The sequence below is a fragment of the Sinobaca sp. TMA16-18 genome (genome assembly GCF_059510535.1).
In genome coordinates this window covers 115,760-139,244 of sequence record NZ_JCAKFM010000002.1, presented here as the reverse complement: position 1 = coordinate 139,244, position 23,485 = coordinate 115,760, and the positions used below count along the sequence as shown (strand labels likewise).

20 protein-coding genes are annotated in these 23,485 nt (G+C 43.8%); 2 read left to right on the top strand and 18 right to left on the bottom strand.

All coding sequences use genetic code 11. The annotated features are described in order from the left end of the window. Positions 1–347: 347 nt before the first annotated feature. Both AC5W14_RS04440 and AC5W14_RS04435 read right to left on the bottom strand, forming a co-directional pair. The gene (locus tag AC5W14_RS04440) at positions 348–731 is read right to left on the bottom strand and encodes a Rieske (2Fe-2S) protein (RefSeq protein ID WP_496193775.1); all 384 of its coding nucleotides are present in this window, start codon (positions 729–731) and stop codon (positions 348–350) included. After that, the gene (locus tag AC5W14_RS04435) at positions 731–1,810 is read right to left on the bottom strand and encodes an amidohydrolase family protein (protein ID WP_496059983.1); all 1,080 of its coding nucleotides are present in this window, start codon (positions 1,808–1,810) and stop codon (positions 731–733) included. The genes AC5W14_RS04440 and AC5W14_RS04435 overlap by 1 nt, the downstream gene beginning before the upstream one ends. 274 nt (positions 1,811–2,084) lie before the next feature. Between AC5W14_RS04435 and AC5W14_RS04430 the strand changes: the two genes are divergently transcribed. Next, complete coding sequence (locus AC5W14_RS04430) at positions 2,085–3,695, top strand: PucR family transcriptional regulator (RefSeq protein WP_496193774.1); 1,611 nt, start codon at positions 2,085–2,087, stop codon at positions 3,693–3,695. Between the two features lie 50 nt (positions 3,696–3,745). On the opposite strand, the gene AC5W14_RS04425 is transcribed toward AC5W14_RS04430, so the two are convergent. From AC5W14_RS04425 to AC5W14_RS04395, 7 genes are all read right to left on the bottom strand, one after another. After that, the gene (locus AC5W14_RS04425; protein ID WP_496193773.1) at positions 3,746–3,964 is read right to left on the bottom strand and encodes a hypothetical protein; all 219 of its coding nucleotides are present in this window, start codon (positions 3,962–3,964) and stop codon (positions 3,746–3,748) included. A gap of 15 nt (positions 3,965–3,979) precedes the next feature. Continuing rightward, positions 3,980–5,449: an NCS1 family transporter gene (locus AC5W14_RS04420; RefSeq protein WP_496193772.1), complete on the bottom strand. Its 1,470-nt coding sequence runs from the start codon at positions 5,447–5,449 to the stop codon at positions 3,980–3,982. Between the two features lie 45 nt (positions 5,450–5,494). Then, entirely contained in the window at positions 5,495–6,913 is a 1,419-nt protein-coding gene (gene hydA / locus AC5W14_RS04415) for a dihydropyrimidinase (RefSeq protein ID WP_496193771.1), read from the bottom strand. Between the two features lie 15 nt (positions 6,914–6,928). Then, positions 6,929–8,203: an NAD-dependent dihydropyrimidine dehydrogenase subunit PreA gene (gene preA, locus AC5W14_RS04410; RefSeq protein ID WP_496193770.1), complete on the bottom strand. Its 1,275-nt coding sequence runs from the start codon at positions 8,201–8,203 to the stop codon at positions 6,929–6,931. Between the two features lie 27 nt (positions 8,204–8,230). Then, positions 8,231–9,607 carry an NAD(P)-dependent oxidoreductase gene (locus tag AC5W14_RS04405; RefSeq protein WP_496193769.1) on the bottom strand — a complete coding sequence of 459 codons (1,377 nt, stop codon included), beginning with the start codon at positions 9,605–9,607 and terminating at the stop codon, positions 8,231–8,233. 19 nt (positions 9,608–9,626) lie between these two features. After that, positions 9,627–10,517 (bottom strand): nitrilase-related carbon-nitrogen hydrolase, encoded by an 891-nt coding sequence (locus AC5W14_RS04400; RefSeq protein WP_496193768.1) that lies wholly within the window; start codon positions 10,515–10,517, stop codon positions 9,627–9,629. Between the two features lie 227 nt (positions 10,518–10,744). Continuing rightward, positions 10,745–12,091: an aminotransferase gene (locus tag AC5W14_RS04395; protein ID WP_496193767.1), complete on the bottom strand. Its 1,347-nt coding sequence runs from the start codon at positions 12,089–12,091 to the stop codon at positions 10,745–10,747. Positions 12,092–12,355: 264 nt separating this feature from the next. Between AC5W14_RS04395 and AC5W14_RS04390 the strand changes: the two genes are divergently transcribed. Beyond that, positions 12,356–12,745, top strand: coding sequence for a tautomerase family protein (locus AC5W14_RS04390; protein WP_496193766.1), 390 nt, complete (start codon positions 12,356–12,358; stop codon positions 12,743–12,745). A gap of 66 nt (positions 12,746–12,811) precedes the next feature. On the opposite strand, the gene AC5W14_RS04385 is transcribed toward AC5W14_RS04390, so the two are convergent. The 9 genes from AC5W14_RS04385 to AC5W14_RS04345 are packed head-to-tail and all read right to left on the bottom strand — an operon-like array spanning position 12,812 to position 23,420. Further along, the gene (locus AC5W14_RS04385; protein ID WP_496193765.1) at positions 12,812–13,669 is read right to left on the bottom strand and encodes a class II fructose-bisphosphate aldolase; all 858 of its coding nucleotides are present in this window, start codon (positions 13,667–13,669) and stop codon (positions 12,812–12,814) included. 2 nt (positions 13,670–13,671) lie between these two features. Continuing rightward, on the bottom strand, positions 13,672–14,688 hold the full coding sequence (iolG, locus tag AC5W14_RS04380; protein ID WP_496193764.1) for an inositol 2-dehydrogenase: 1,017 nt from the start codon (positions 14,686–14,688) through the stop codon (positions 13,672–13,674). 18 nt (positions 14,689–14,706) lie between these two features. After that, a complete protein-coding gene (locus AC5W14_RS04375; RefSeq protein ID WP_496193763.1) occupies positions 14,707–16,299 on the bottom strand; it encodes a solute:sodium symporter family transporter in 1,593 nt (530 codons plus the stop codon). A 15-nt stretch (positions 16,300–16,314) separates the two neighbouring features. Further along, entirely contained in the window at positions 16,315–17,202 is an 888-nt protein-coding gene (gene iolE, locus AC5W14_RS04370; RefSeq protein WP_496193762.1) for a myo-inosose-2 dehydratase, read from the bottom strand. A 14-nt stretch (positions 17,203–17,216) separates the two neighbouring features. Continuing rightward, the gene (locus tag AC5W14_RS04365; protein ID WP_496193761.1) at positions 17,217–18,230 is read right to left on the bottom strand and encodes a Gfo/Idh/MocA family oxidoreductase; all 1,014 of its coding nucleotides are present in this window, start codon (positions 18,228–18,230) and stop codon (positions 17,217–17,219) included. Positions 18,231–18,247: 17 nt separating this feature from the next. Then, the gene (iolD, locus tag AC5W14_RS04360) at positions 18,248–20,167 is read right to left on the bottom strand and encodes a 3D-(3,5/4)-trihydroxycyclohexane-1,2-dione acylhydrolase (decyclizing) (protein ID WP_496193760.1); all 1,920 of its coding nucleotides are present in this window, start codon (positions 20,165–20,167) and stop codon (positions 18,248–18,250) included. Between the two features lie 15 nt (positions 20,168–20,182). Then, positions 20,183–21,133 carry a 5-dehydro-2-deoxygluconokinase gene (gene iolC, locus AC5W14_RS04355; RefSeq protein WP_496193759.1) on the bottom strand — a complete coding sequence of 317 codons (951 nt, stop codon included), beginning with the start codon at positions 21,131–21,133 and terminating at the stop codon, positions 20,183–20,185. A 2-nt stretch (positions 21,134–21,135) separates the two neighbouring features. Continuing rightward, complete coding sequence (gene iolB, locus AC5W14_RS04350) at positions 21,136–21,954, bottom strand: 5-deoxy-glucuronate isomerase (protein ID WP_496193758.1); 819 nt, start codon at positions 21,952–21,954, stop codon at positions 21,136–21,138. Beyond that, the gene (locus tag AC5W14_RS04345; RefSeq protein WP_496193757.1) at positions 21,954–23,420 is read right to left on the bottom strand and encodes a CoA-acylating methylmalonate-semialdehyde dehydrogenase; all 1,467 of its coding nucleotides are present in this window, start codon (positions 23,418–23,420) and stop codon (positions 21,954–21,956) included. Before AC5W14_RS04345 ends, iolB begins: the two co-directional genes overlap by 1 nt. Positions 23,421–23,485: the final 65 nt, after the last annotated feature.

Below are 23,485 nucleotides of genomic sequence, written 5' to 3'. Positions count from 1 at the left end.
CGCTTTACACTAACATGTTTCAAGCATCAAAAGGAGTACTTCTCTATAGCAAAAAGCACCGGAGAAATTCCGGTGCTTTTTCAGATTGTCGAGAAACTATTTCCCTTGTATATCTATAAATGGTCTCGAATTTTTTAAAACTCTGTTGGAAATATAAGAAAAGGCAAGGGCTACTCCTGCTGAACAGCCATAGGTGAAGCTAAAGATGCCGTTCTCTCCCTCTTAGCTTATGGCTAAGTCTACGGAAGGCGCTCCTGTTCAGCATTTTATATAAATTTACTTATTTATTATATTTTCCGAAAGCCTGAGCACCGGATTTCTCCAGTGCTTTCCTAACTTTTCCAGATCTAAGCCTGAGCTGTTTTTGCTTTCTTTTTTTCTGTAGAAACGATTACATCTTCTCCCTCAAGCTTAATCGTAAATTCTTTCAGCTTGCTGCGGTCGGGAGTGAGCGTATTTCCTCCGTTTGTAATATCAAATTCTCTTCCGTGCCAAGGACAGCGCAGAATTTCTCCTTCCCGCTGAAAACAGTACTCACCAAGGTTTTTGGTTTCCACAGGAGAGCCTCCAATTTTCCCTTTCGACAAAAGAGCTCCTTGATGAGGACAACGGTTAAGGAATGCATAGATTCCTCCCCCCGATCGGCAGATAATAATCGATTTTCCGGAAAATGTCCGTTCGATCATTCCCTCCGATTTCAGGTCCTGGATCGTACATACCTTTTCTTCCATTACGTCTCCCTCCTCTTCAGCTTCGGATAAAAACGAAGAGCATTTTCCACCATTATTTTATGGCGGACCTCCTCACTCAGTCCTTTAGGCAGTGCATGATCAGGAGAATCGTAATCCCAGTGGGGGTAGTCGGTGGAAAACACAATAATATCGTCGGTTCCCATCTGCTCGACCAGATTGTTCCACTCCCGCTTTGTCATTTCTTCCAGGGGCTGAGTCGTGAAGCAGAAATGATTTTTGATCGTTTCGCTCGGCATTTTGGTTACCCACGGCACCTCATGACGGAGATCTTTGTACTGCTGGTCCAATTTTTTCATCAAAAACGGCACATAGGTAAACCCGCCTTCAATCATCATTACTTTCAGCTTTGGGTATTTCTCGAACACGCCGTTTAAAATCATATTGGTTACCTGAACCATGTGAGAGGTAGGAATAAGCGTGTGCCATTCGATGAAATATCGGGGCCATTTGCCAAATTGGACGGGCGGCTCATTGTGATGCATGCCAATCATCAGGTCGTGCTTTTCCGCCGCTTCATAGATTGGGTGATACATAGGGTCTCCCCAGGCGATATCATCAATCGGCAGAAGCACCTGCAGCATTTTGGGATGACTGCCGATACGTTCAATTTCTTCCACTGCCGTCTTCGGATCCTGGGCTGCAATATGCACGGAGCCGTACAGACGGTCATCTTTTTCAAGCCAGTGCTCTATCTGCCAGTCATTATAAGCTGTGGCCAGTGCAGCAGCCATTTCATACCAGCCATGCATAGAAGAAGGAGAGGGATCCAATGCGCCTGTTAAAATACCGATATCATGGCCGCAGGCATCCAAAAGCTGCTCCCTCATAAAGGGAAGATCAGATCCTGCATCCCGTCCGTCCGGAAGCATCGCATCGGCACGATTCACCCCTGCCACCGCCGGCTGGGTGTAGGGCATGTGCTTTTCCTGCACCCAGTTCGCATCGGAAATATAGCGCTTCCAGGGCTGTGCCAGGTAAGGCAGCAAATCTGCATAGGTTACTTTTTCATGAATATCCGCGTCAATCAGCTTACAGGTTTTCTCATCAAATTCTTTCAAATAAATCCTCCTCTTAGTATACGTTTATATACTAAGAGTATCATTCATTTATCTTTCATAACAAATTGCATTAACATGCTTTAGAACAGGTGAGGTGCAGGAGTGACGTTCAGTGGACCTCAGTGAGCGTAAGCGACTGTTTATCATATCTGCTGCTTTTTTCCATAATTTATGTAAAAGAACCTGCCAAACTTAATGTAAAACATATTACCTTCTATACAATGAAAGCAATAGATCTATTTTACATATTGTCCATTTTGATGGAGGTGAGCTTGTGCCGGTCCATACCCCTGTAATTCATACGACCATCCGCCATATCCTCGAGCGTCCATACTTTCAAAAAGCTGTAGTTATAGGAGATGAGACTTCCCTTAACCGGACAGTTACCTGGGTCCATATCATTGAAGTCACCCGGCTGGACGAATTGTTAAACGGAAACGAACTCGTGCTGACGACCGGAGTCGGCTGGTATGAAAATGAAGAACTCTCCCTGTCATTTCTGAAGCAGCTTATTAACAACAATGTTTCCGGACTCTGTATCGAACTTGGCACCTATACGCATTCCCTTCCTGCTTCGATGATCGAATATGCCAAACAACATCATTTTCCGCTTATCCTGTTTCATGAAAAAGTCCGCTATATTGATATTACCCAGGATCTCCACAGTTTATTTATCCACCAGCACTACCAGATGGTTAAAGAACTCGAAGACCTTTCTTCTTCTTTTAATCAAATTCTCCTCGATGGCAAAGGAATTGAAGAAATTTTGTATGAGTTTCACCGCCGGACAAAGATAAGTGTCTGTTACCTCCCTATTCAGGGAGAAAGTTATTTCTACCCGGCGCTTTCTTTAACAGAACAGGAAAAGCGGGTGAAAGAATGGGTGGAGCATAAAACGTGGCACCGAGGAAACCTCCATACGTCGCGCCCCATTATGGTTCTGACTCATTATTTTGCCGACCTGATCGCTTATAAAGAAGGCCATGCTTTCAGTGAATTCGATGAATTGGCGTTTGACCGCTGTGCCACTGCCATTGCCCAGGAAGTAATGAGGACCACCTACATGGAAGAGCGGCGCAGGCAGCAGGAAGAACGCTGGATGCATGACTGGATAAATAACGAAAACAATCAGGAGGAGGTTCACAGCGAACTCCAGCAGCTGCAAAAAGGAGCCTTCCGCTCTATGGCTGTCGCGCTGATTTCCAAAAGCCATCTCCTTCCTTCCCATAAAAACAGAGAAGGACTGTTTATTCAAAAATCGATGCTGGCGCGGTCTGTATTTGAAGAAAAAGGCGTCACCCTTTTAGCTACGTCCATGCCGCACGCGTATGTGTTTATTCTGCTTTATCCGGGAAATCTTCAGGCTTCCGTTTTTCGGGAACGTTTGTATGCCGGCTATCAATCGTTATTAAAAGAGGACCAAAGAGGCGCATTCCCTTTCTTTGAACACCTGGTATTCGGAAAAACAGTAAAAGCCGAAGGGGATGTACCGATAAGCTACCTGACTGCCAAGGAAACAGAAAAAGTAAAAAGCCGTGTTCCTTCCCTTCCTCTGCCTTTTTATGAAAACCTGCATCTCTTCCGTACGGTTCTTAAAATGGAGGAAGAAGGAGACCTGGATGACTTTATTGAGGAACATTTGGGAGAGCTGCTCCGCTTTGACACAGACAGGCAGGGTCAGCTGCTCCAGACGTTAAAAGTATACCTGCAGTGCTTCGGCTCCAAACAGGACGCAGCGCGGGAGCTTTATGTGGTCCGCCAGACGCTATACCACCGACTTGATAAAATCAGCGAGCTGATGGGTGAAGACCTGTTTTCGTCCCCAAAGCGCCTATCCGTCGAGCTTGCGCTGCATGCCTATGAATATCAGACGGGTACCACGTAAATGTATAGGTAGAAGAGAAAACCCAGCCGATTGATGTCGGCTGGGTTCGTTTAGGTAGAAGCGGCTTCTTCTTTCTGCTTTTTTAACAGAAAGGAAAAATATTTTCTCGCATCTGCGCTTTCTATATGCAGATGGGCCTGTTGCTCCCCATTGGAAAACTGCACGAACGCGCCTTCCAGATTTTCCTGTACCGCAGTTATCGTGTAGCCTTTCTTTATCAGGGCATCGATTTTTTCTTTCTCCAGTAAAAATTCTGCATGCTCCCGCATTGATGTCCGCCTCCATTATTTAAATTCAGTACTCGCTACTTCACGTTTGGCTGCTTCACCTTCCTTTATCGTCCAATCGCGTCCGACTGTAATACCCAAATACTTTTCATCACTTGGATCTTCTATTTCAGCCTGCTTGTACTTAGGAAACCACCAGAATTTACCTAATACATAGTAACTTCCCCCTCCAACCGCAAAACCGATTAAAAAGGAATAGTCCATCAATAAGTAAGCACTGACACCGCCGATTATCCAGGAAATAAACCCGGCTGCATTAATGCCTTTGAAATAGCGGTACTGCCCATCATGACGGTATAGATCAGGCACGTTCACACGTCTTTTTCGTAATATATAATAATCAACAATCAGTATGCCGACAATAGCTGATAATATTCCGCCAACTACTAAGAGAAAGGGAACGAGAATCTCAAACAAGAGCCAGGGCTGAACAATGGTTCCGACAAGGCCTGCGAGAAACACACCTACATAAAAGGGAACCTTGGGGCCTCCGGTATTGGAAAAAATTGTTGCGGCCGGAATCACGTTCGCTGACGTATTAGTCGACCACTGGGCAAAGACGATCATCAACAGCAGTACCGCCAGCGCTACACCTGTAGCTGTTTCCTGCAGGGCCACCACCGGATCGAAGTTGCCAAGGGCAATATAGCAGACACCCCCGATTAATACCATGAATGTCTGAACGAGCGGCAGGGAAATCACGCTTCCAACGAGCGTTCCTTTGTTTCGTTTCCACCAGTTTCTTTCATACTTAGGAGCTTTAATAAACCTGGAGATCGAGGGAATATCCGCTGCCAGCGTAGCCCAGAAGCCCATGTTGGCAAACAGAACGATCAAAAACGCATTGACTGCTGTTGTTCCGGATACCGGCGCTTCCACGCTGTTCCACACGTCCGTGCCGCCTGCTGAAGCGGTAGAAGTAAGCACATAATACATCCAGATCGAAATAATAATGATAATCGGCGCAGCCAGATCTGCAAATCGCTCGACGGCTTTAATGCCTATCGCCGTGTTAATCAACTGGGCGGTTGCAAATAAGGCGTAGCAGAGAAGCCAGTTATCAAATCCCATCATAATATTTAATATGCCGTTAATCGCGGTAGCACCAAAAAAGGTATTAATACCAAACCAGATGGAAGCGGTAATTCCACGTGTTAACGAAGGAATGTGCGTGCCGACCGTTCCAAACGGCGCCCGCATATAAACGGGGAAGGATAACCCGTGTTCAATTCCAATATCTCCTACAATCGTAATAAATATGCCGATAGCAAGAGAGCCAAGCAGAGAAGCCAGTACCACCCAGCCAAGAGGAAGCGACAAGACACCATCGCCGCCGATTGCAAAAGCAGCAAGCACCACGGCCATTCCGACCCACATCACAGCAAAACCAAAGGTACTGATCTTTTTGCCGGCATGGGATACCGGCAGCAGGTCAGGCGATTTCAGATAACGGTCTTTTTGGCTCATTCATGTATCCTCCTACATATTTTTATCCAGCTTCTCTCTGGTTGATTAAATAATGGTTTCTGCTTTTGCTGGAGCGGTCAGGCTTTGGAAAGTCTTACGTTTCATGTACCGGCCGCTCCCCGGCTTTCCGACGGTTTCTTTATTTCTGACAACTGCTTTGCCGCGCACGAGAACTGTTTCCACTTCTCCCTGCACTTCCATACCTTCAAAAGCGTTATAATCAACCGCCATATGGTGGGTGTCCACGCTGATCGTTCTCGTTACGCCCGGATTAAAAATCACAAGATCTGCATCACTTCCTACAGCGACCGCTCCTTTTTGAGGAGACAGGCCGAACAGCTGGGCGGCTCTCGCAGAAGTGATTTCTACAAATTTCTGCAGGGAAATCCGGCCTTTGGCCACTCCTTCTGAATAAATAATGCTGAACCTGTCTTCGATCATCGGCCCTCCATTCGGTATTTTCGTAAAATCGTCTATGCCTAGATCTTTTTGGCCGTGAAAGTCGAAAGAACACTGATCGGATCCGATCGTCTGAAGATCTCCACTCTGTATTGCTTTCCAAAGCTGCTCCTGGTTTTTCTTGTCGCGGAGCGGCGGTGACCAGACATACTTGGCTCCTTCAAAGTTCGGTTTTTCCATGTACGTCTGATCGAGTGCCAGATACTGCGGACATGTTTCGCCAAACACCGCGGCGCCCTTTCTTCTGGCCTCCGCTATTTTTTCCACCGCCTCCTGACAGCTCACGTGAACAACGTAAAGCTGGGAATCGGCGAGCGCCGTCAGCTGGGCAGCTCTTCCCGTAGCTTCTCCTTCGATTTCCGGCGGCCTTGTCAATGCATGATAGATTGGCTCGGTTTTCCCTTCTGCCAACGCCTTTTCTGTTAAGTAGTGAATCACATCGCCATTCTCTGCGTGCACCATGACAAGAGCCCCTAGATCTTTCGCAGCCAGCAGCGTTTCGAACAGCGTTTCATCATCTGCCTGAAACACATTTTTATAAGCCATAAATACTTTAAAGGAAGTAATGCCATGCTCTTCTATAATGCCCGGCAGCTGTTTCAGAACGGTTTCGTTCATTTCCCCGATCATTAAATGAAAGCTGTAGTCCACGACTGCCTTGTCTTTGGATTTGGCGTGCCACTCTTGAATAGACTCTTCCAGCGGCTTGTCCTTACCTGTCAGGCAGAAATCAATAACCGTAGTTGTGCCGCCATGGGCGGCCGCAATCGTCCCTGTTTCGAAATCATCCCTTGTGACGGTGCCGCCAAACGGCATTTCCAGGTGGGTATGCGGATCAATTCCTCCCGGAAACACATAACGGCCGGACGCATCAATCACATCGGCTCCTTCTTCCGGAAAATCACGCCCGATCTGGGCAATGGTTTCCCCTTTAATCAAAATATCCGCCTCATAGGCTTCACTTGCCGTTACAATGGTTCCGTTTTTAATGATCGTTGTATTCATCCATCCCGCTCCCTTCTATTTAGCTCCCATCATGGAAACCAGTGACTGCCTTTCATTCCATGTCATCGGCTCTTCGCCGGTTTTACGCGGTGCTTCCACCATTTCAATTGCCCCATCTACAGGGCAGACGATAGAACAGAGATTACAGCCGACACAATCATCTTCTCGTACACGGAGAAAATCATTTCCCTGCTCGTCTTTCAACATATCAATGCACTGGTGCGACGTATCTTCACAGGCAATATGGCATTTATTGCAGTTAATACAGGTTTCTGTGTCAATCTGTGCCACGACCCGGTAATTCAGGTCCAGCTCGCCCCAGTCAGAGTACTTCGGCACCGTTTGGCCGACAAGTTCGGCTGTGCTGCCTATCTGCTTTTCATCCAGGTAATTGTTCAGTCCGTCGATCATATCCTCTACAATGCGGAAGCCGTGATGCATAGCCGCCGTACATACCTGCACGTTGGAAGCACCCATCAGCATGAACTCCGCGGCTTCTTTCCAGGAGGATACTCCTCCCATACCGGAAATAGGCACATTAATATCAGGCCGCCTTGCACATTCAGCTACCATATTCAGCGCAATCGGCTTTACGGCAGGGCCGCAGTACCCGCCGTGGGCGCCTTTACCGGCGACATGGGGGACCGTATTCCAGCTGTCCAGGTCCACCCCGGCCAGGCTGTTGATCGTATTAATCATACTGACGGCGTCCGCCCCGCCTTCTACGGCTGCTTTGGCGGTAAAGGTTATATCCGTGATATTTGGGGTCAATTTCACAATAACCGGCGTCTGCGCCACTTCTTTTACCCAGGCAGTCTGCTGTTTTACTAGCTCAGGCACCTGTCCGGATGCAGCACCCATCCCGCGCTCTGCCATACCGTGCGGACAGCCGAAGTTCAGCTCCAGTCCGTCGACTCCAACGGCTTCCACCATTTTGACAATCTCATGCCACTTTTCCTGGTTCGGTTCCACCATCAGAGAAGCGATGATCGCATGATTAGGGTATTTGATTTTGGTTTCTTCAATTTCCCGCAGGTTTACTTCCAGCGGCCGGTCGGTAATTAATTCAATATTGTTGAATCCCGCTACAGCCTGGCCGTTAAACGAGGTGGCAGCAAAACGGGAAGATACATTGAGAATCGGATCGCCAAGGGTTTTCCAGACTGCCCCTCCCCACCCGGCTTCAAATGCCCGCTGCACCTGGTACCCGCTGTTCGTCGGCGGGGCCGAAGCAAGCCAGAATGGATTGGAAGAGCGGATGCCTGCAAGCGATGTTTCGAGGTTTGCCATATCAAATCTCTCCTTTGTCGTTTCGTATTAGGCAGAATGGACGGCGTTTTCCGTCAGCTCTGAATGAATCGCCCAGGCGGCTTTCTTTCCCTGTTGGGCGGCCGAGACAACCATTGCTTCCCCCTGGCCTTTTCCAAAAATAATGTCTCCGATCGCGTAAACGCCGTTTTTCGACGTGGCGTACGTCGTCTCATCTATTTGAATCACACCGTCGGAATGCGTCACTTCAAACGCTTCAATGATCGGATTCAGCCGCTCCTGGCCGATGGCTTTTATTACTAAATCTACATCCAACGTTTCTACAGCGCCTTCGATCGCTTTTACTTTTTGGCGTCCGTCTTCTCCAGCGGCTTCCAGCTTCATTTTATTAACGAGCAGGCCGGTGACTTCACCGCTGCTGTTGCCTTCTATTTTTGCCGGGGCTGAGAGCCATTTGAACTCGATGCCGTCCTGCTTGGCAAATTCATACTCAAACGCATAGGCAGTCATCTCTTTTTCCGTTCGGCGGTAAACCATTTTCACGTTCTCTGCGCCGAGCCGGACCGAACAGGTCGCCGCATCAACTGCTGTGTTTCCTGCTCCAATGACGGCCACTTTTTTTCCGCTGAGATTTTCCTCCCATTTGCCGGACTTTGTCATTTTTACGAATTCAATGGCATCCCGGACCCCTTTTAGTTCTTCTCCATCAATACCAAGCGTTGGGACCTTGCCCATACCGGCGGCAATAATGACAGCATGGTGCTGTTCAATAAGTTCAGCCGCGCTTATATCTTTTCCAACGACAGTATTTGTTTTGATTTCAACACCCAGGTCTTTCACCTGTTTGACTTCCCAGGCGGGAATCTCTTTCGGTAACCGGAACGAGACAATGCCGTACGTGTTTAAACCGCCTGCTTCAGCTGACGCTTCGTAAATGGTTACCCGGTGCCCGAAGCGTGCCAATTCCCTTGCCGCGGAGAGTCCGGCTGGTCCACTGCCGACAATCGCAATATGCTGCTTGGTGTCTTCTCCCTTTTTAAAAAGAACCTGTTCATTTTTTATGGCCCAGTCGGTGGCATAGCGCTGCAGGTCGCCGATCATTATTGGAGTAGACGCATGATTAAGTACACAGGCCCCTTCGCAGAGCTCTTCGGTCGGACATACCCGGGCACAGCTCGCGCCCGACGGATTGGCATCCATGATGGTTACCGCCGAGCCCTTCATATTCCCGGAGGCAATTTTCTTAATAAATGCCGGGATGTCTATATCGGTGGGACAGGCGGTAATACAGGGCGCATCATAACAGTATAAACAGCGGTTCGCTTCATCCACCACATCTTTCTGCTTTAAAGCCGGGTGGGCTTCAGCAAAGTTTGCTTTGATATCCTCCACTGAAATCCATGATTCTGTTTGGTTCGTAGCCATTACATCTTCCTCCTTCAAATTATGGAATCTGCTGGATCATTTCGTCGTATGTTTCCGGGCGGCGGTCCCGATAAAACTGCCAGGTATCACGGACTTCGCGGATCATTTTTCTGTCTACGTCTCCTACAAGCACTTCATCTTCGTCCCGGCTTGCCATTGCCGTAAACCGGCCGCGCGGATCTACAATGTAGGACTGTCCGTAAAATTCGCCCATGTTCCAGGGTCCTTCCGTCCCCACCCGGTTAATGGCGGCCAGAAAATAGCCGTTTGCGACCGCGTGGGCCGGCTGCTCCAGCTTCCATAGATATTCGGACAAACCGGCTACCGTAGCAGAAGGATTAAACACAATCTCTGCGCCATTCAGGCCAAGCAGCCTTGCCCCTTCCGGAAAGTGGCGGTCATAGCAGATGTACACGCCGATTTTGGCATAGGCCGTATCAAACACGGGATAGCCCATATTGCCCGGTTTGAAGTAAAACTTTTCCCAGAAGCCATAGCCGTTATCGCCGACCCCGACGTGGGGAATATGATTTTTTCGGTATTTTCCTAAATAAGATCCGTCTGCATCAATAACTGCCGCAGTATTGTAATAGGTCGCAATGCCTTCCACCTCGTATATAGGGAGGACAATGACCATGCTGTATTTTTTGGCCAGCTCTTGAAACTGCCTGGTTGTCGGTCCGTCCGGCACCTTTTCAGCTGCTTCATACCATTTGGAATTTTGTTCCGAACAAAAATACGGCCCATAAAATATTTCCTGCAGGCAAACAATCTGTACACCTTTTTCGGCTGCTTCTTCAATCATCCGAATATGTTTTTCAATCGCTTTTTCTTTATGAAGGGCGACCGGCTCTGCCCCATCTACATCATTTGAAGCCTGAATCAGCCCGACACGTACTTGATCACTCATTTTTCTTCCTCCTCGTAAAATGTAATGATGATTGACGCTAATATTAAAGATTGAAAAGCTGATTAGCATTAACAGGATGTGGCAGAATTGCGCCTTCGATTTAACATTTTGTTAAATCATCTACTGTATCAAGCCTTTCTACTGTCAGATTTCTTTCCCTAAAATTTCTGAAAATTCATTTTATTAATAAAAAAACACCTCCTCTTTCAAGAGAAGGTGATTGGTTTCTATACTGTTACCTCGGTCAACGCCTCTTTAACTACCTCGAGAATCTGCCGGATTTCGTCTTTGGTAATAATGAAGGGAGGAGCAAAAGTAAGCACATTTTGGTATCCGGGAACCGTATCTCCATTTTTCCCGGCAATCACGCCTTTCTGCCGGCAGAATGCCAGCAGCTGATTCATTTTATCAAGTGGAAGAGGCGATTTAGATTCGCGGTCTTCCACCAGTTCAACGCCTGCCATCAGGCCAAAACTTCGAATATCACCAACTATCGGAAATTCCCATAACGCATTCAGCTCTTCTGCCAGAAAAGCTCCCATGTCGCTCGCCGCCTCTACCAGCTTTTCTTCTACTATAATAGCCAAGTTTTCCAGCGCGACCGCACAGGAGACAGGATTACCGCCGAATGTATTCACATGTCGAAAATGGCTCATCGCCTCTCCTTGTTTGAATACTTCATACATTTCTTTACGAACGGCCGTGGCAGAAAGCGGGGCGTAGGCGCTCGTAATTCCTTTAGCCATCGTTACCATATCAGGCACCACCCCATAATTCCGGTGGCCGAATGGCTCTCCCGAGCGCCCGAATCCACAGATTACTTCGTCTACAATGAGCAGTACATCATACCTGTCGCAGATAGCGCGTAGCTCCGGCAGATACCCTTCCGGCGGCACAATCATTCCGCCTCCTGTAATAACGGGCTCGACAATCACCGCGGCGACAGACGCTTCGCCTTCCCATTCAATCATGTTTTCAATAGCAGATGCGCATTCAAGCGAACAGCTGTCAGGCTCTTTTCCAAACGGGCAGCGGTAGCAGTAAGGAGGCGGTACATGCTTGAAGCCTTCCCCTGCCGGTTCATACTTTAACTTTCTCGACGCCTGTCCGGTTGCTCCCATCGCCCCCATCGAATTGCCATGGTATGCGCGGTACCGGGAAAGAATTTTGTATTTGCCATAGGTGCCTTTCTGCTGATGATACTGTCTCGCCATTTTAAAGGCTACCTCGTTTGCATCGGATCCGGAATTCGAAAAAAAGAAACGGTAATCTTCAATGAGCCAGCTGTTTAATACCGCAGCCAGATTGGCAGCCGGCGCATGGGAATTCGAGAGCGGTACATACCCTAGTTTTTTCATCTGCGTCATGGCTGCTTCGGCTATCGTTTCTCTGCCATGGCCAACGTTGACACACCAGAGCCCGGACATCGCATCAATATACTCATTTCCATCGATATCTGTAATCCAGCTCCCCTGCCCTTTTTCAAAAATAACAGGGTTTTCATTGTGCGGTGATATATGATGCCATAAATACTGCCGGTCTTTCTCCAGCAGTTCCTGCTTTTCTTTCTGCACCTGCCTTATTTGTTCGATTATCTCCGCCTCCTTTATTTTGTGTTAATGATAGCACCTATTTGTCAGAATATTCACGACACATTATGTGCAGGAAATTCCTTCTCTACTTAACAGAAAGTAAAATGTATAATAAAGAAAAGGCAGCATTAGAATATCCTGATACATTTGCTTACATGATAACTTGTCAGTACGCAGGAGGATCTATACAATAAAGAGCTGAACGCTTCTATTGGAAACATATTTTATACGATTGGAGGAATTATTATGCCGCTTATGAGATTTGATGTATTAGAAGGAAGAAGCAAAGAAAGCTTGAAAACACTGCTTGATGCCGCACACCGTGGAATGGTTGATGCTTTTGCAGTTCCGGAAAAAGACCGTTATCAAATCGTCCATCAGCACGCACCGGAGGAAATGATCCTTGAAGACACCGGACTCGGGTTTACGCGCAGCAAAGATGTCGTGTTGATCAGCGTAACGAGCAAGCAGCGCACAGAAGAACAGAAAAAAGCGCTTTACCATCATCTCGTCAAAGAACTGCATGAACAGTGCGGTATTTCCAAAGAAGATATAATGATTTCTATTGTTTCAAACGGCGATGCCGATTGGAGCTTTGGCATGGGAGAAGCCCAGTTCCTAACGGGAAAACTGTAACAATAAAAAAAGACGCCCGCGGAGGCGTCTTTTTGTTGTTAGATCGTTTTTCAATACAGTATAACTTCAACTTTTCATATCGACTGCAGCCATACCTGCTGCCCCTGTTCGCTTCAAAATAACTTCCACTACTTGCTCAATAGCCTTCTCACCTGGGCGTAAAATCTCCATCGGTGCAAAAATCTGCTGATCTTTTACAAGCAGGCTGCGAACTGCTTCAGACCATGCAATATTCAACTCTGTATTGTAGTTAATTTTACAATGGCCGAGTGCGATCGCTTTTTTAAGATCAGAATCAGAAATTCCGGAAGCTCCATGGAGAACAAATGGAACATGAATGCTCTTCCTTAATTCTTCCATTTCACGAAAACCAAGATTAGGTTCTCCACGGTATTTCCCGTGTACAGAGCCGAGTGCAGGAGCTAGACTATCCGCACCTGATTCTTTCACAAGACGGGCGCATTCTTCCAGATCTGCATAGAGCATATCACTATAAACCCCATCCTCAGTTCCTCCCACACTTCCTACTTCCGCTTCCACAGACACATTTCTTGTATGAGCATATTCCACAACTTTTTTTGTGTTTATAATATTTTCTTCAATAGAAAATTTAGATCCATCATACATTACGGAATCATATCCAGCATCTACCGCTTCTAGACAACGAGCTACTGATTGACCATGATCTAAGTGCAAAATAGCCGGCACACTAATATTCAGTTCTTCTTTCATAATTCGAAAACTCTGAACCAGCAATCGGAAACCTCCGAGCTGATCTGCAATTTTATCTGTGGTACCTATGATAACAGGAGCATGGTTTTCTTCAGCAGTTTTTAAAACCGCACGCAGCCAAGAGAGACCGTTCATATTAAATTGAGGCACGGCAAATTGATTTCTCATCGCATGTTCAAGCATTCGAGTCATTCTTACCACCGCTCTTCTGTCTGAACTTTTATAGGTCTTCCTTGCAAAGAAGACTCCTTAGCCGCCTGAGCTATTCGTTGAGCCATCAATCCATCTCTGAAAACGACTGGTGTATCTTTACCATCTAATATGCTTTCTACAAATAATTCCGTTTCCAAAGTAAAAGAATCATTATAGCGTTCAAGGAAAAACGGCAAGGGTAGATCTAACTCCACCGTCTGTGAATGATAATATTTGATATTGGTAGATGTTTCATTATCTGCTACAAGAGCTCCTTTATTTCCAAAAACTTCAATTCTCTGATCATATCCATATACTGCTTCTCGACTGTTGTCGATAACACCCAACGCCCCGTTTTCAAACTTCAGTGTTATTATAGCAGTATCAATGTCGTTCTTTTCCCCAATAAGAGGATCGACTAGATTAGCTGTTGATGCAAACACCTCAACAACTTCTGATCCTGCAAGATAACGGGCCATGTCGAAATCATGAATAGTCATATCCATAAACATACCACCTGATAATTCAATATAATCTGCATGAGGTGGATTTGGATCACGCGAGGTGATCTTCAAAATATGAAGATCTCCAATGTTTCCGTTGATCACCCGTTCTTTTAATCCTAGAAAGTTTTTATCAAACCGCCGGTTAAAACCAATTTGACACTTAACGCCTGCCTGCTTTATATCTTCAAATGCTTTTACTGTTTCTTGATCATCAAAGCTAATAGGCTTCTCACAGAATATATGTTTTCCTTCTGCAGCCGACCGCTTAATTAATTCTGCATGAGTGCTCGTGGGCGAACAAATAAACACCGCATCTATTTCACTGTCCTTAAAAATATCTTCATAGTCCGGGCTCATTTCTTCTACCCCACTAGTCTCAAACCACTCCTGCAGATTATCAGCAAAAGGATCTGCCACCCGCTTTAGACATACTCTTGGATTTTTCTTTAAATTATCGATGTGAAGTTTCCCAATACGTCCTGCCCCGACAATTCCTACTGTTAATTTGTCCATATAAAATCCTCCTAATTTTTATCCAGCCAATACTAATGGAGAAAAGATTACATACATTGTAACCACAAGAAGCAGCAACACTGTACCAACTAATTTAGAATATTTCCAAGGTGTAAGATCTACCTTGCTTTGATATTTTTCAAATTCAAAATCGTGACGGTCTGGTTTTAATCTACTGAACGTATAAAGAATAAGCAGATCTAAAATGAACAGAACGCTCCATACATACAAATAGTGAATGTCTGTAAGTACAAGACTTGAAAAACTGTATATAACAACATGGAAAATAAAAGTTATTTTCGCTCCAAGTGCAGAAGTTTTCTTTGAAAAGAATCCGACAAGAATAATGGCTAAAAGCGGCATATTGTAAAGTCCATTAAACTCTTGAATTACAGCAAATAAACCTTGAGGGAACAGTGAAATAAGTGGCGCTATAATAATAACAATCACACCAACTACCACTGTGAGAATCCGTCCCATTCTCGCAATTTGTCTGTTCGTAGCTTGTTTGTTAATGATAGGCTTATAAAAATCTAAGCTGAAAAGTGTAACAGTGGCATTCAAAGCTCCAACAAAAGAACTCATGATAGCACCGAATACAATTGCACCAAATATTCCTAACGCCCATTCTGGAAGGACAGCGCTTACAAGGGCTGGGTAAGCTAGATCCATCTGCATGTCTCCACCAAACATGTTATAAGCGATGATACCCGGAACCACCAAGAAAAAGATACCAAAGATCTTAAATACTCCAACGAACATCGTACCCTTTTGTGCTTCTTTTAGACTCTTTGCAGCTAGAGATTTTTGGACAATCATCTGGTTTGTGCACCAGAAGTATAAGTTATTAAATAACATTCCTAAGAAAAGCGCGGGCCAAGGAACAATTGCAGAGTCAAGATCTCCCCATGCATTTAGCCGTTCTGAAGAATTAGTTAAAACAACATCTACTCCATTGATGAAACTATTGTTACCTAGTGCAATGAAACCAAGTACAGCAACAGTAAGACCTGCAATAGCAAAGCCTATACCGTACACGAAATCACTATGAGCAATAAGTGACAAACCACCGGCAAATAAATAAAATACACCAACTGATCCAATGATGCCTGCAATAATTACTACAGCAGTCATAGAATTAACTCCGAGTATTGTATCTATATTGAAAATGTCATTAAAAATCAGTGCCCCGGAATACAACACGACAGGCATAAAGCTGACTGTGTATGTAAACATAAATAGTATAGAGACTATTCGTTTTGTTGCCGTATCATATCGAACTTCTATAAAATCCGATATCGTGTTAATACCATACTTTAGATAACGAGGCAAAAAGACCCAGGCGAATAGAACAATTGCAATAGCTGCCGTTACTTCCCAAGCCATGACCTCCATTCCCGCTGCATAACTCTGGCCATTCTGACCGACTAAGTGCTCTGTCGACAAATTAGTCATTACTATGGACATACCCATTGTTGTCCATACTAACGATCTCCCCCCGAGAAAATAGCCCTCGGTATCCTTTTTATCAACTTTGCGACTCCGATAATAAGCATAGAAATAGATTGTAACAATAATTACGGCAAAGCTTATGATTGCAAACATGTTCATTTTCATAACCTCCTTTTAATTGATGCTATCAATATACTTTCTAGCTTTTTTAGCATATTCAAACGCATTGTGAATAGAAGGATCCTGCTCGGCTTCTACTACAATCCATCCACTATAGCTATTCTCAATTAAATAAGTGAGAATCGGCTTAAAGTCAATCATTCCATCACCTGGAACAGTGAACGCACCTTTCCGTACGGCCGTTAAAAAACTATCTTCTTCTTCAGCTATTTTCTTTGCGACATCTTTACGAATGTCTTTAAAATGTACGTGGTGAATTCTGTGAGCAAATTTCTTTAAGATATACAATGGATCTTCCCCTGAAAATACTAAGTGCCCCGTATCGAAAAGAAGACTTACTTTAGCGGGATCCGTCTCTTCCATAAGACGATTAATTTCTTCTGTAGTTTGAACCCCAGTACCCATATGATGATGATAAACAAGTTTCATACCTTTTTCACCAGCTGAACTTCCAAGTTTTTCAAGTCCTGTAGTTAAGCGGTTCCATTGTTCATCGTTAAAAACAGGTTTATTGGTAAAGAGTGGTACAGACTCTTTTTGAATACTATGTCCCTGTTCTGACACAACAATCACTTTAGCTCCCAGCGCATAAAGAAAATCCCGGTGTTTCACAAAATCTTCTTCTACTTCTTCATATGAAGCTGTTGTTAAAAAGGAGCTGAACCAGGCACTAACTACCTCAAGATCTCTTAGTTCTAAATACCGCTTAAGTACGTCGGGATTTTTAGGGTATTTGTTTCCGACCTCTGTTCCTTCATACCCTGCAAGAGCCATCTCGCTGATGCATTGTTCAAATGTGTTTTCTGCTCCTAATTCGGGCATATCATCATTTGTCCATGCGATAGGAGCATAACCTAATTTAATATTTTGCATGTCTATCAAACCACCTTTCTATTTTATAGTTCAATAAGACGCTTTTCTTCATACGAGGTCTGGCAGGCAATTGCAACTTCTGTACTGCGCAAACCATCCCAAGCAGAAACTTCAGGTTGTCTTTCTTCACGAATACAACTTATAAATTCTTCGATTTCTTTGATATATGCTTCTTTGAATCGCTCGGGAAAATGTTGTGATGTAGGTCTTACAACACCATATTCGTTAAACAGCATTACTTTGTTTTTATCGGGGGTGGCAGCAATTCTTACCATTCCTTTTGTTCCGATTACCTCCGTCTCAACGTGATAACCATGATTTGCCGTTCTTCCAGCGACTATAAACGCAGTAGTATTATTACTTAGTTCCATCATCGCTGTTCCAAATTCAACTTCTCCAAGTTCGTTTAATTCAGGAGCCGCTTTATTGTTTCCTGATGCCCACACACGCTTGATTTCGCTTTGGGTAAACCAACGGATAATATCAATGTCATGTACACTCATATCCAAAAATAACCCTCCGCTTGGACTCTTTTTTGCAAAAGAAACGAATGAATTTAACTGAGATATGGGATCAAGTCCATAAGACCTAATAAAAGAAATATCTCCCAGCTCTCCGCTTTCAATCATTTCTTTAACATACATATATTCAGGATCATACCTGCGCATAAACCCTAAGTGAAAAACGTTAGGTGATTTCTCAATTTCGGTTATCGTGTTTTTAATATCTTCTACATCCAGCCCAATTGGTTTTTCACAGAAAACATGCAAATTATGATCGAGGGCCTTTTTTATGTGTTCTGTATGAAATCCGGAAGGAGTAACAATACATACGGCATCGAGATCTTTGTTGAGAATCATATCGTTATAATTTGTGTAAGCATAAGGTATATTATATTTGTGCTGTATTTTTTTGTTTACCGCCGCATCCAGGTTGGATACAGCGGTCAACTCTACGTGTTTCATATGATAGATATTATGAATATGAATCAATCCGAGTCTTCCAAGACCAGCAACTCCGATACGAATAGTTTTCATACTTATCCCTCTTTATCCTAATATTGCCTTGCCTCTGCACGAGTTTTTACAATATCTTCGGCCCGTTTTTGAACTTGATCATTAGAAGAACGCTCAGAAATTCCTACATTCCAGAAACTTTCATAACCATCTGTCATTGTTTTGGGTAAGACCTTTACGTGAATAAGTGTAGAATTGGTACTTTGTTCTGCCTGTTTAAGGGATTTTTCCAGCTCTTTGTGATTTGAAGCTGTAAACGTATCAAGTCCATATCCTTCTGCTACTTTTGCATAATCTACCGTTAGGATACTGTTATCTTCTTTTGTAAACTCTGTACAAAAACTAGAGCTTCCATGACCCATCTGAAGATTATTGATGCAGCCATATCCTGAATTATCAAAAAGCACAATATTGATTTTTTTATCATATTGTCTTGCTGTAACCAGTTCAGTGTGAAGCATCAAAAAGCTTCCATCCCCTACCATGCTGTAAACTTCATGATCTGGTTGAGCAAGTTTCACTCCTAACGCTCCGGCAATTTCATACCCCATCGCTGAGTATCCATATTCTACATGGTACGTATCCGGCACTTCCGCCTCCCATAATCTCTGCATGTCTCCGGGTAATGAACCAGCTGACGTGATTACACGACTTGTTTTTCCAATTGTATCGTTCACTTTTATCAATGCTGCAGTCTGGGCATAATTAGTTTCCAGCACAGAAGCATAGTCTTTCAACCGTGCCTTTTCAAACCCATCTTGAATTTCAGGCTTGTAATTATCATCATCGAAATCCACTACAACTGCTCCAAGGCGATTTCTTTCTTGAATCCATTCTTTTTTCAAAGCATCTATAGATGAAGAATAACCGCTTTGATAATTCCCCAATTTTTCTGTAACTAGTTCAATTGTTGCTCTAGCATCACCAGTTAGTGAATAAGCATCCATTTTATAAGTCTGCATTCGGCTGACATTAATATTTACGAAAGACGTTTCGGCGTAATTAAACGCTGTTTTAGAGGATGAAGTAAAATCGGTGTAACGTGTTCCAACACCTATCACTACATCAGCCTGCTTAGCTGCTTTATTAGCAGCTAATGTTCCTGTGACTCCCAGTCCCCCGAGATTATAAGGATGAGTACCTGAGACTGCAGATTTCCCTGCCTGTGTCTCTACAAGTGCTATTTCGTGTTTTTCAGCAAAAGCGGCAACTGCCTGTCCAGCATCTGAGTACTTTACTCCTCCTCCTATAACAAGGAGCGGTTTTTTTGCTTTTTTTATTGTTTCAACAGCTCTATTTAACGATTCCTGTGAAGGCACTGCTCTATCTACATAATGGACTCGCTTCTCAAAAAATGAGGCCTCAAAATCATATACTTCTCCTTGCACATCTTGAGAAATAGAAAGTGTTACAGGACCGGCCGTCTCTGGATTGGTCAGTACTTCAAATGCTCGAATAAGGGCTGTCATCAACTGTTCAGGGCGTTCAATTCTGTCCCAATAGCGGGAAACAGGCTGCAGTGCATCGTTTGTAGTGATCTTATAGCTGTGATATTGTTCAATCTGCTGAAGTACTGGATCTGGCTGGCGCGTTGCAAACGTATCTCCTGGCAGGAACAAAACAGGTATATTGTTGGCAAGGGCTGTAGCACTGGCAGTTACTAAGTTAGCTGAACCTGGTCCTACTGAACTCGTGACTGCATAAATTTGCCTGCGTTTTTTCTCTTTAGCAAATGCTGTTGCAGCGTGTGCCATTCCCTGCTCACTTTTACCTTGATAAACTTTCAGACGTCCCCTCGTTTCTTGAAGTGCCTGACCTATTCCAAGTACGTTTCCATGTCCGAAGATATTAAAGATCCCTTCTACAAACGGAATTTCTTCATCATCGAATTTCACATATTGGTTTTCTAAAAATTTGATAAGAGCTTGAGCAGTAGTCAACCTTACTGTTTCTGTCATGAATTACACCCTCCCTTACTGATTCATTAAGTTTTCAATCTCTTCGACAGTTGGCATCGCTTCCGACGAACTGTGCTTAGAAACTACAATTGAAGCTGCTGCGCTACCGTGCTGCAGCGCTTCTTTAATACCTTTATTTTTCTTCAACGCATAGATGAAACCTGATGCAAATGAATCTCCAGCCCCAAATGTTTTTAGTACTTGAGTTTTATAGATAGTGCCTTCAACCACTTTTCCGTCTTCCGTAAAAGCACGAGAACCTTTTACTCCATGCTTCACTACAACAAGATGAGGTGAATAATCAAATAAAGCTTTAACCGATTCTTCATCAGATTTACTTTCTTTATTTTCCATCATATTGAATTCGTCTCTTGTTCCTATAACAATATCTGCCTGTCTAGCCATCATAGTCATATAAATTGACGTTTCTTCAGCTGACTTCCATGTATAAGGACGATAATCTAATTCAAACATTATTTCTATACCATGTTTCTTTGCAATATCAACAGCTTTGAACGCTGCTTCCCTGGTAGGGGATTGGCTTAGAGAAGTCCCGGAAACTAGTAATGTTTCTGTTTGTGAAAGGTAGTTTTCATCTACATCTTCAGGACTCAAATAAAGATCAGCCACTTCTTCTCTATACATGAGAATACTGCATTCTTCCGGGCTTTTAATTTCGGTAAATGTAAGTCCTATTTTTCGTCCTTCTTTGTCTCTACTGAACATAGAAGTGTCTACTCCAGCGTTTTTCATGTAGTTTTCTACAAAATTCCCGTGCTGATCGTCAGAAATTTTTGTTATCATTCCTACTTTTAACCCCAGCTTGGAGGAACCAATGGCAACATTAGCCGGCGAGCCGCCTACATATTTTTTAAAAGTCATCGTTTCTTCCATAGGGCGATTGTATTCTACTGCATTCAAATCCACTGCTGCCCGTCCAAATGTAATCAAATCAAATTTAGTCATAATCAGTCCCTCTCTATAATCCACTCATGATCTTTATCATTGTGGAATTTCCATTTCCTTACTGGTCCTGCCATAACGTTTAAATAATAAAGATCATACCCATCTGGTACCCCTACTGGGTGGTAACCTTTTGGCACAGATACACAGTCCTGATGCTCTACTGCCATTGTTTTATCAAGCGACCTATCATCTGTATACACACGCTGAAATACAAATCCCTGCTGCGGATTCACTTCGTGGTAGTATGTTTCTTCAAGCAGAGATTCTGTAGGAAGATTATCCTCGTCATGCTTATGCGGCGGATAGCTGGAGAAATTTCCACTATCTGTATAAACTTCGACTACGAGCAAATTTTCCGGTATATCCACGTAATCCGGGAGAATATTATGCACAAGTCGCTGGTTAGCGTACTTTCCCCGCATTTCAACATCATTATCTTCTGCACGAATTACCTTTGGCTCCAGCACTTTGGATGAATTAGAGTAACAAAGAGCTATTCGGGAAGTTTTCAATGCTTTAACTGCAAAACTTGCACTTGAAGGCACATATACACTATCTGTTGGTTTTTTTTCAAATACAGAATCTCTTGTACCGAGTTCACCGAAGAAATGTTCGTTTACATTTATATCTACTTTTCCAGTTAAAATAACGGCACAAAGTTCTTTATCTTGAAGCTTTTCTTCAAAATCAGCACCTTCTTCAATTTCTATAACTTTAAATTCTACGTACTGAAGACCTGTAGCTGATTTATTTAAATCCTGCAGTAAAGTTACTCCTTCTGAAAGCTTCACTTCCCGCTTTTTATAAAGAAGATCGGTCATTATGACTCCTCCTTAAATTCAGGTTTAGGGTGGCGTTGCGTTACTACTTTTTTACGAGTGTAGAATTCTACTCCATCTTTTCCATTCGCATGAAGAGAGCCAAAAAACGATGATTTCCAACCAGAAAATGGGAAAATGGCCATTGGTGCTGGGACACCAAGATTAATGCCAAGCATTCCTGCATCGATGTGCTCCCGGAAATATCGGATACTTGATGCACTATCTGTGAATAAACATGCTCCATTGGCAAATTCAGATTGGTTTGCTTTACGAATCCCATCTTTCAGATCTTTCACTTTCATAATAGAAAGCACTGGTGCGAATATTTCATCTTTCCAAATAGTCATGGATGTCGTAACGTTTTCAAAAATAGTCGGACCAACAAAATAGCCTTCATCGGAAGCTCTCTCCCGGCCGTCTAATGTAAGAGAAGCGCCTTCTTTTTCACCAGTTTCAATATATTCAATCGTTTTTTGTTTATTTTCTTCTCGTATAACGGGTCCCAAAAAGACTCCGTCATCAAGTCCGTTACCCATTTGAATAGATTCTGCTTCCAACTTTAGTTTCTCAATGAAACGGTCGTATATTCCTTCTTCTACAGCAATAACTGCCGCAGCCATACACCGTTCACCTGCTGAACCAAACGCTGCACTGATTACTTCTTTTACAGTTAGATTCAGATTGGCATCGTTTAATACAATCGTGTGGTTTTTAGCTCCAGTCAATGCCTGCACTCGTTTTAAGTTGTCGGTTCCTTTTTTAAATACATATTCTCCAACAGGCTTTGATCCTACAAATGAAACTGCTTTAATATTTTCGTTTTCTAAGATACCGTTTACAACATCGTGTGCACCATTTACAACATTGAAGACGCCGTTCGGAAGGCCGGAATCTTCTAGAAGCTCTACAAGCTTTTCAATAAGCAGCGGAGTCTTTTCAGAAGGTTTCATTACAAAAGTGTTTCCAACTGCAATAGCCATCGGGAACATCCAGCAAGGCACCATCATAGGAAAGTTAAATGGTGTGATTCCGCCTACAACACCAACTGGATAACGATAGTTGGTCCCTTCAATATCTGTGGCGATAGAAGCTAAAGAATCCCCCATCATTAAGCTTGGTGCACCTGCAGCAAATTCCACATTTTCAATGCCGCGCTGCACTTCTCCAAGCGCTTCATTTAAACTTTTCCCATTTTCTATAGTGATTATTTCTGCAAGCTCCTGTTTGTTATCCATAAGTAATTGTTGAAATTTAAACATAATGCGAGCCCTCTTTGGAACAGCTGTAGCCTGCCAGTCTTCAAATGCTGCTTGAGCAGCAGAAGCAGCTTGGTTGAGATCCTCTTTAGTAGAGAGGGGCACCTCTGCAATTATTTCTTTTGTAGCTGGGTTATACACCTCTATTGTTTCACTGCTTTTACTTTCTACCCACGATCCATTGATGTAATTTTTCATTTTTTTAGCCATCATTGTTCCTCCTCGTAATCGTTTTCACAATATTTGTTAAGTTATGAGTTTATTCTACTTTTTCC

Excerpts from the sequence above, each read along its gene's own strand:
- AC5W14_RS04440 (WP_496193775.1), bottom strand. The coding sequence starts at position 731 with ATGGAAGAAAAGGTATGTACGATCCAGGACCTGAAATCGGAGGGAATG.
- AC5W14_RS04425 (WP_496193773.1), bottom strand. The coding sequence starts at position 3,964 with ATGCGGGAGCATGCAGAATTTTTACTGGAGAAAGAAAAAATCGATGCC.
- AC5W14_RS04420 (WP_496193772.1), bottom strand. The coding sequence starts at position 5,449 with ATGAGCCAAAAAGACCGTTATCTGAAATCGCCTGACCTGCTGCCGGTA.
- hydA (WP_496193771.1), bottom strand. The coding sequence starts at position 6,913 with ATGAATACAACGATCATTAAAAACGGAACCATTGTAACGGCAAGTGAA.
- preA (WP_496193770.1), bottom strand. The coding sequence starts at position 8,203 with ATGGCAAACCTCGAAACATCGCTTGCAGGCATCCGCTCTTCCAATCCA.
- AC5W14_RS04405 (WP_496193769.1), bottom strand. The coding sequence starts at position 9,607 with ATGGCTACGAACCAAACAGAATCATGGATTTCAGTGGAGGATATCAAA.
- AC5W14_RS04400 (WP_496193768.1), bottom strand. The coding sequence starts at position 10,517 with ATGAGTGATCAAGTACGTGTCGGGCTGATTCAGGCTTCAAATGATGTA.
- AC5W14_RS04390 (WP_496193766.1), top strand. The coding sequence starts at position 12,356 with ATGCCGCTTATGAGATTTGATGTATTAGAAGGAAGAAGCAAAGAAAGC.
- AC5W14_RS04385 (WP_496193765.1), bottom strand. The coding sequence starts at position 13,669 with ATGACTCGAATGCTTGAACATGCGATGAGAAATCAATTTGCCGTGCCT.
- iolG (WP_496193764.1), bottom strand. The coding sequence starts at position 14,688 with ATGGACAAATTAACAGTAGGAATTGTCGGGGCAGGACGTATTGGGAAA.
- AC5W14_RS04375 (WP_496193763.1), bottom strand. The coding sequence starts at position 16,299 with ATGAACATGTTTGCAATCATAAGCTTTGCCGTAATTATTGTTACAATC.
- AC5W14_RS04365 (WP_496193761.1), bottom strand. The coding sequence starts at position 18,230 with ATGAAAACTATTCGTATCGGAGTTGCTGGTCTTGGAAGACTCGGATTG.
- iolD (WP_496193760.1), bottom strand. The coding sequence starts at position 20,167 with ATGACAGAAACAGTAAGGTTGACTACTGCTCAAGCTCTTATCAAATTT.
- iolC (WP_496193759.1), bottom strand. The coding sequence starts at position 21,133 with ATGACTAAATTTGATTTGATTACATTTGGACGGGCAGCAGTGGATTTG.
- iolB (WP_496193758.1), bottom strand. The coding sequence starts at position 21,954 with ATGACCGATCTTCTTTATAAAAAGCGGGAAGTGAAGCTTTCAGAAGGA.
- AC5W14_RS04345 (WP_496193757.1), bottom strand. The coding sequence starts at position 23,420 with ATGGCTAAAAAAATGAAAAATTACATCAATGGATCGTGGGTAGAAAGT.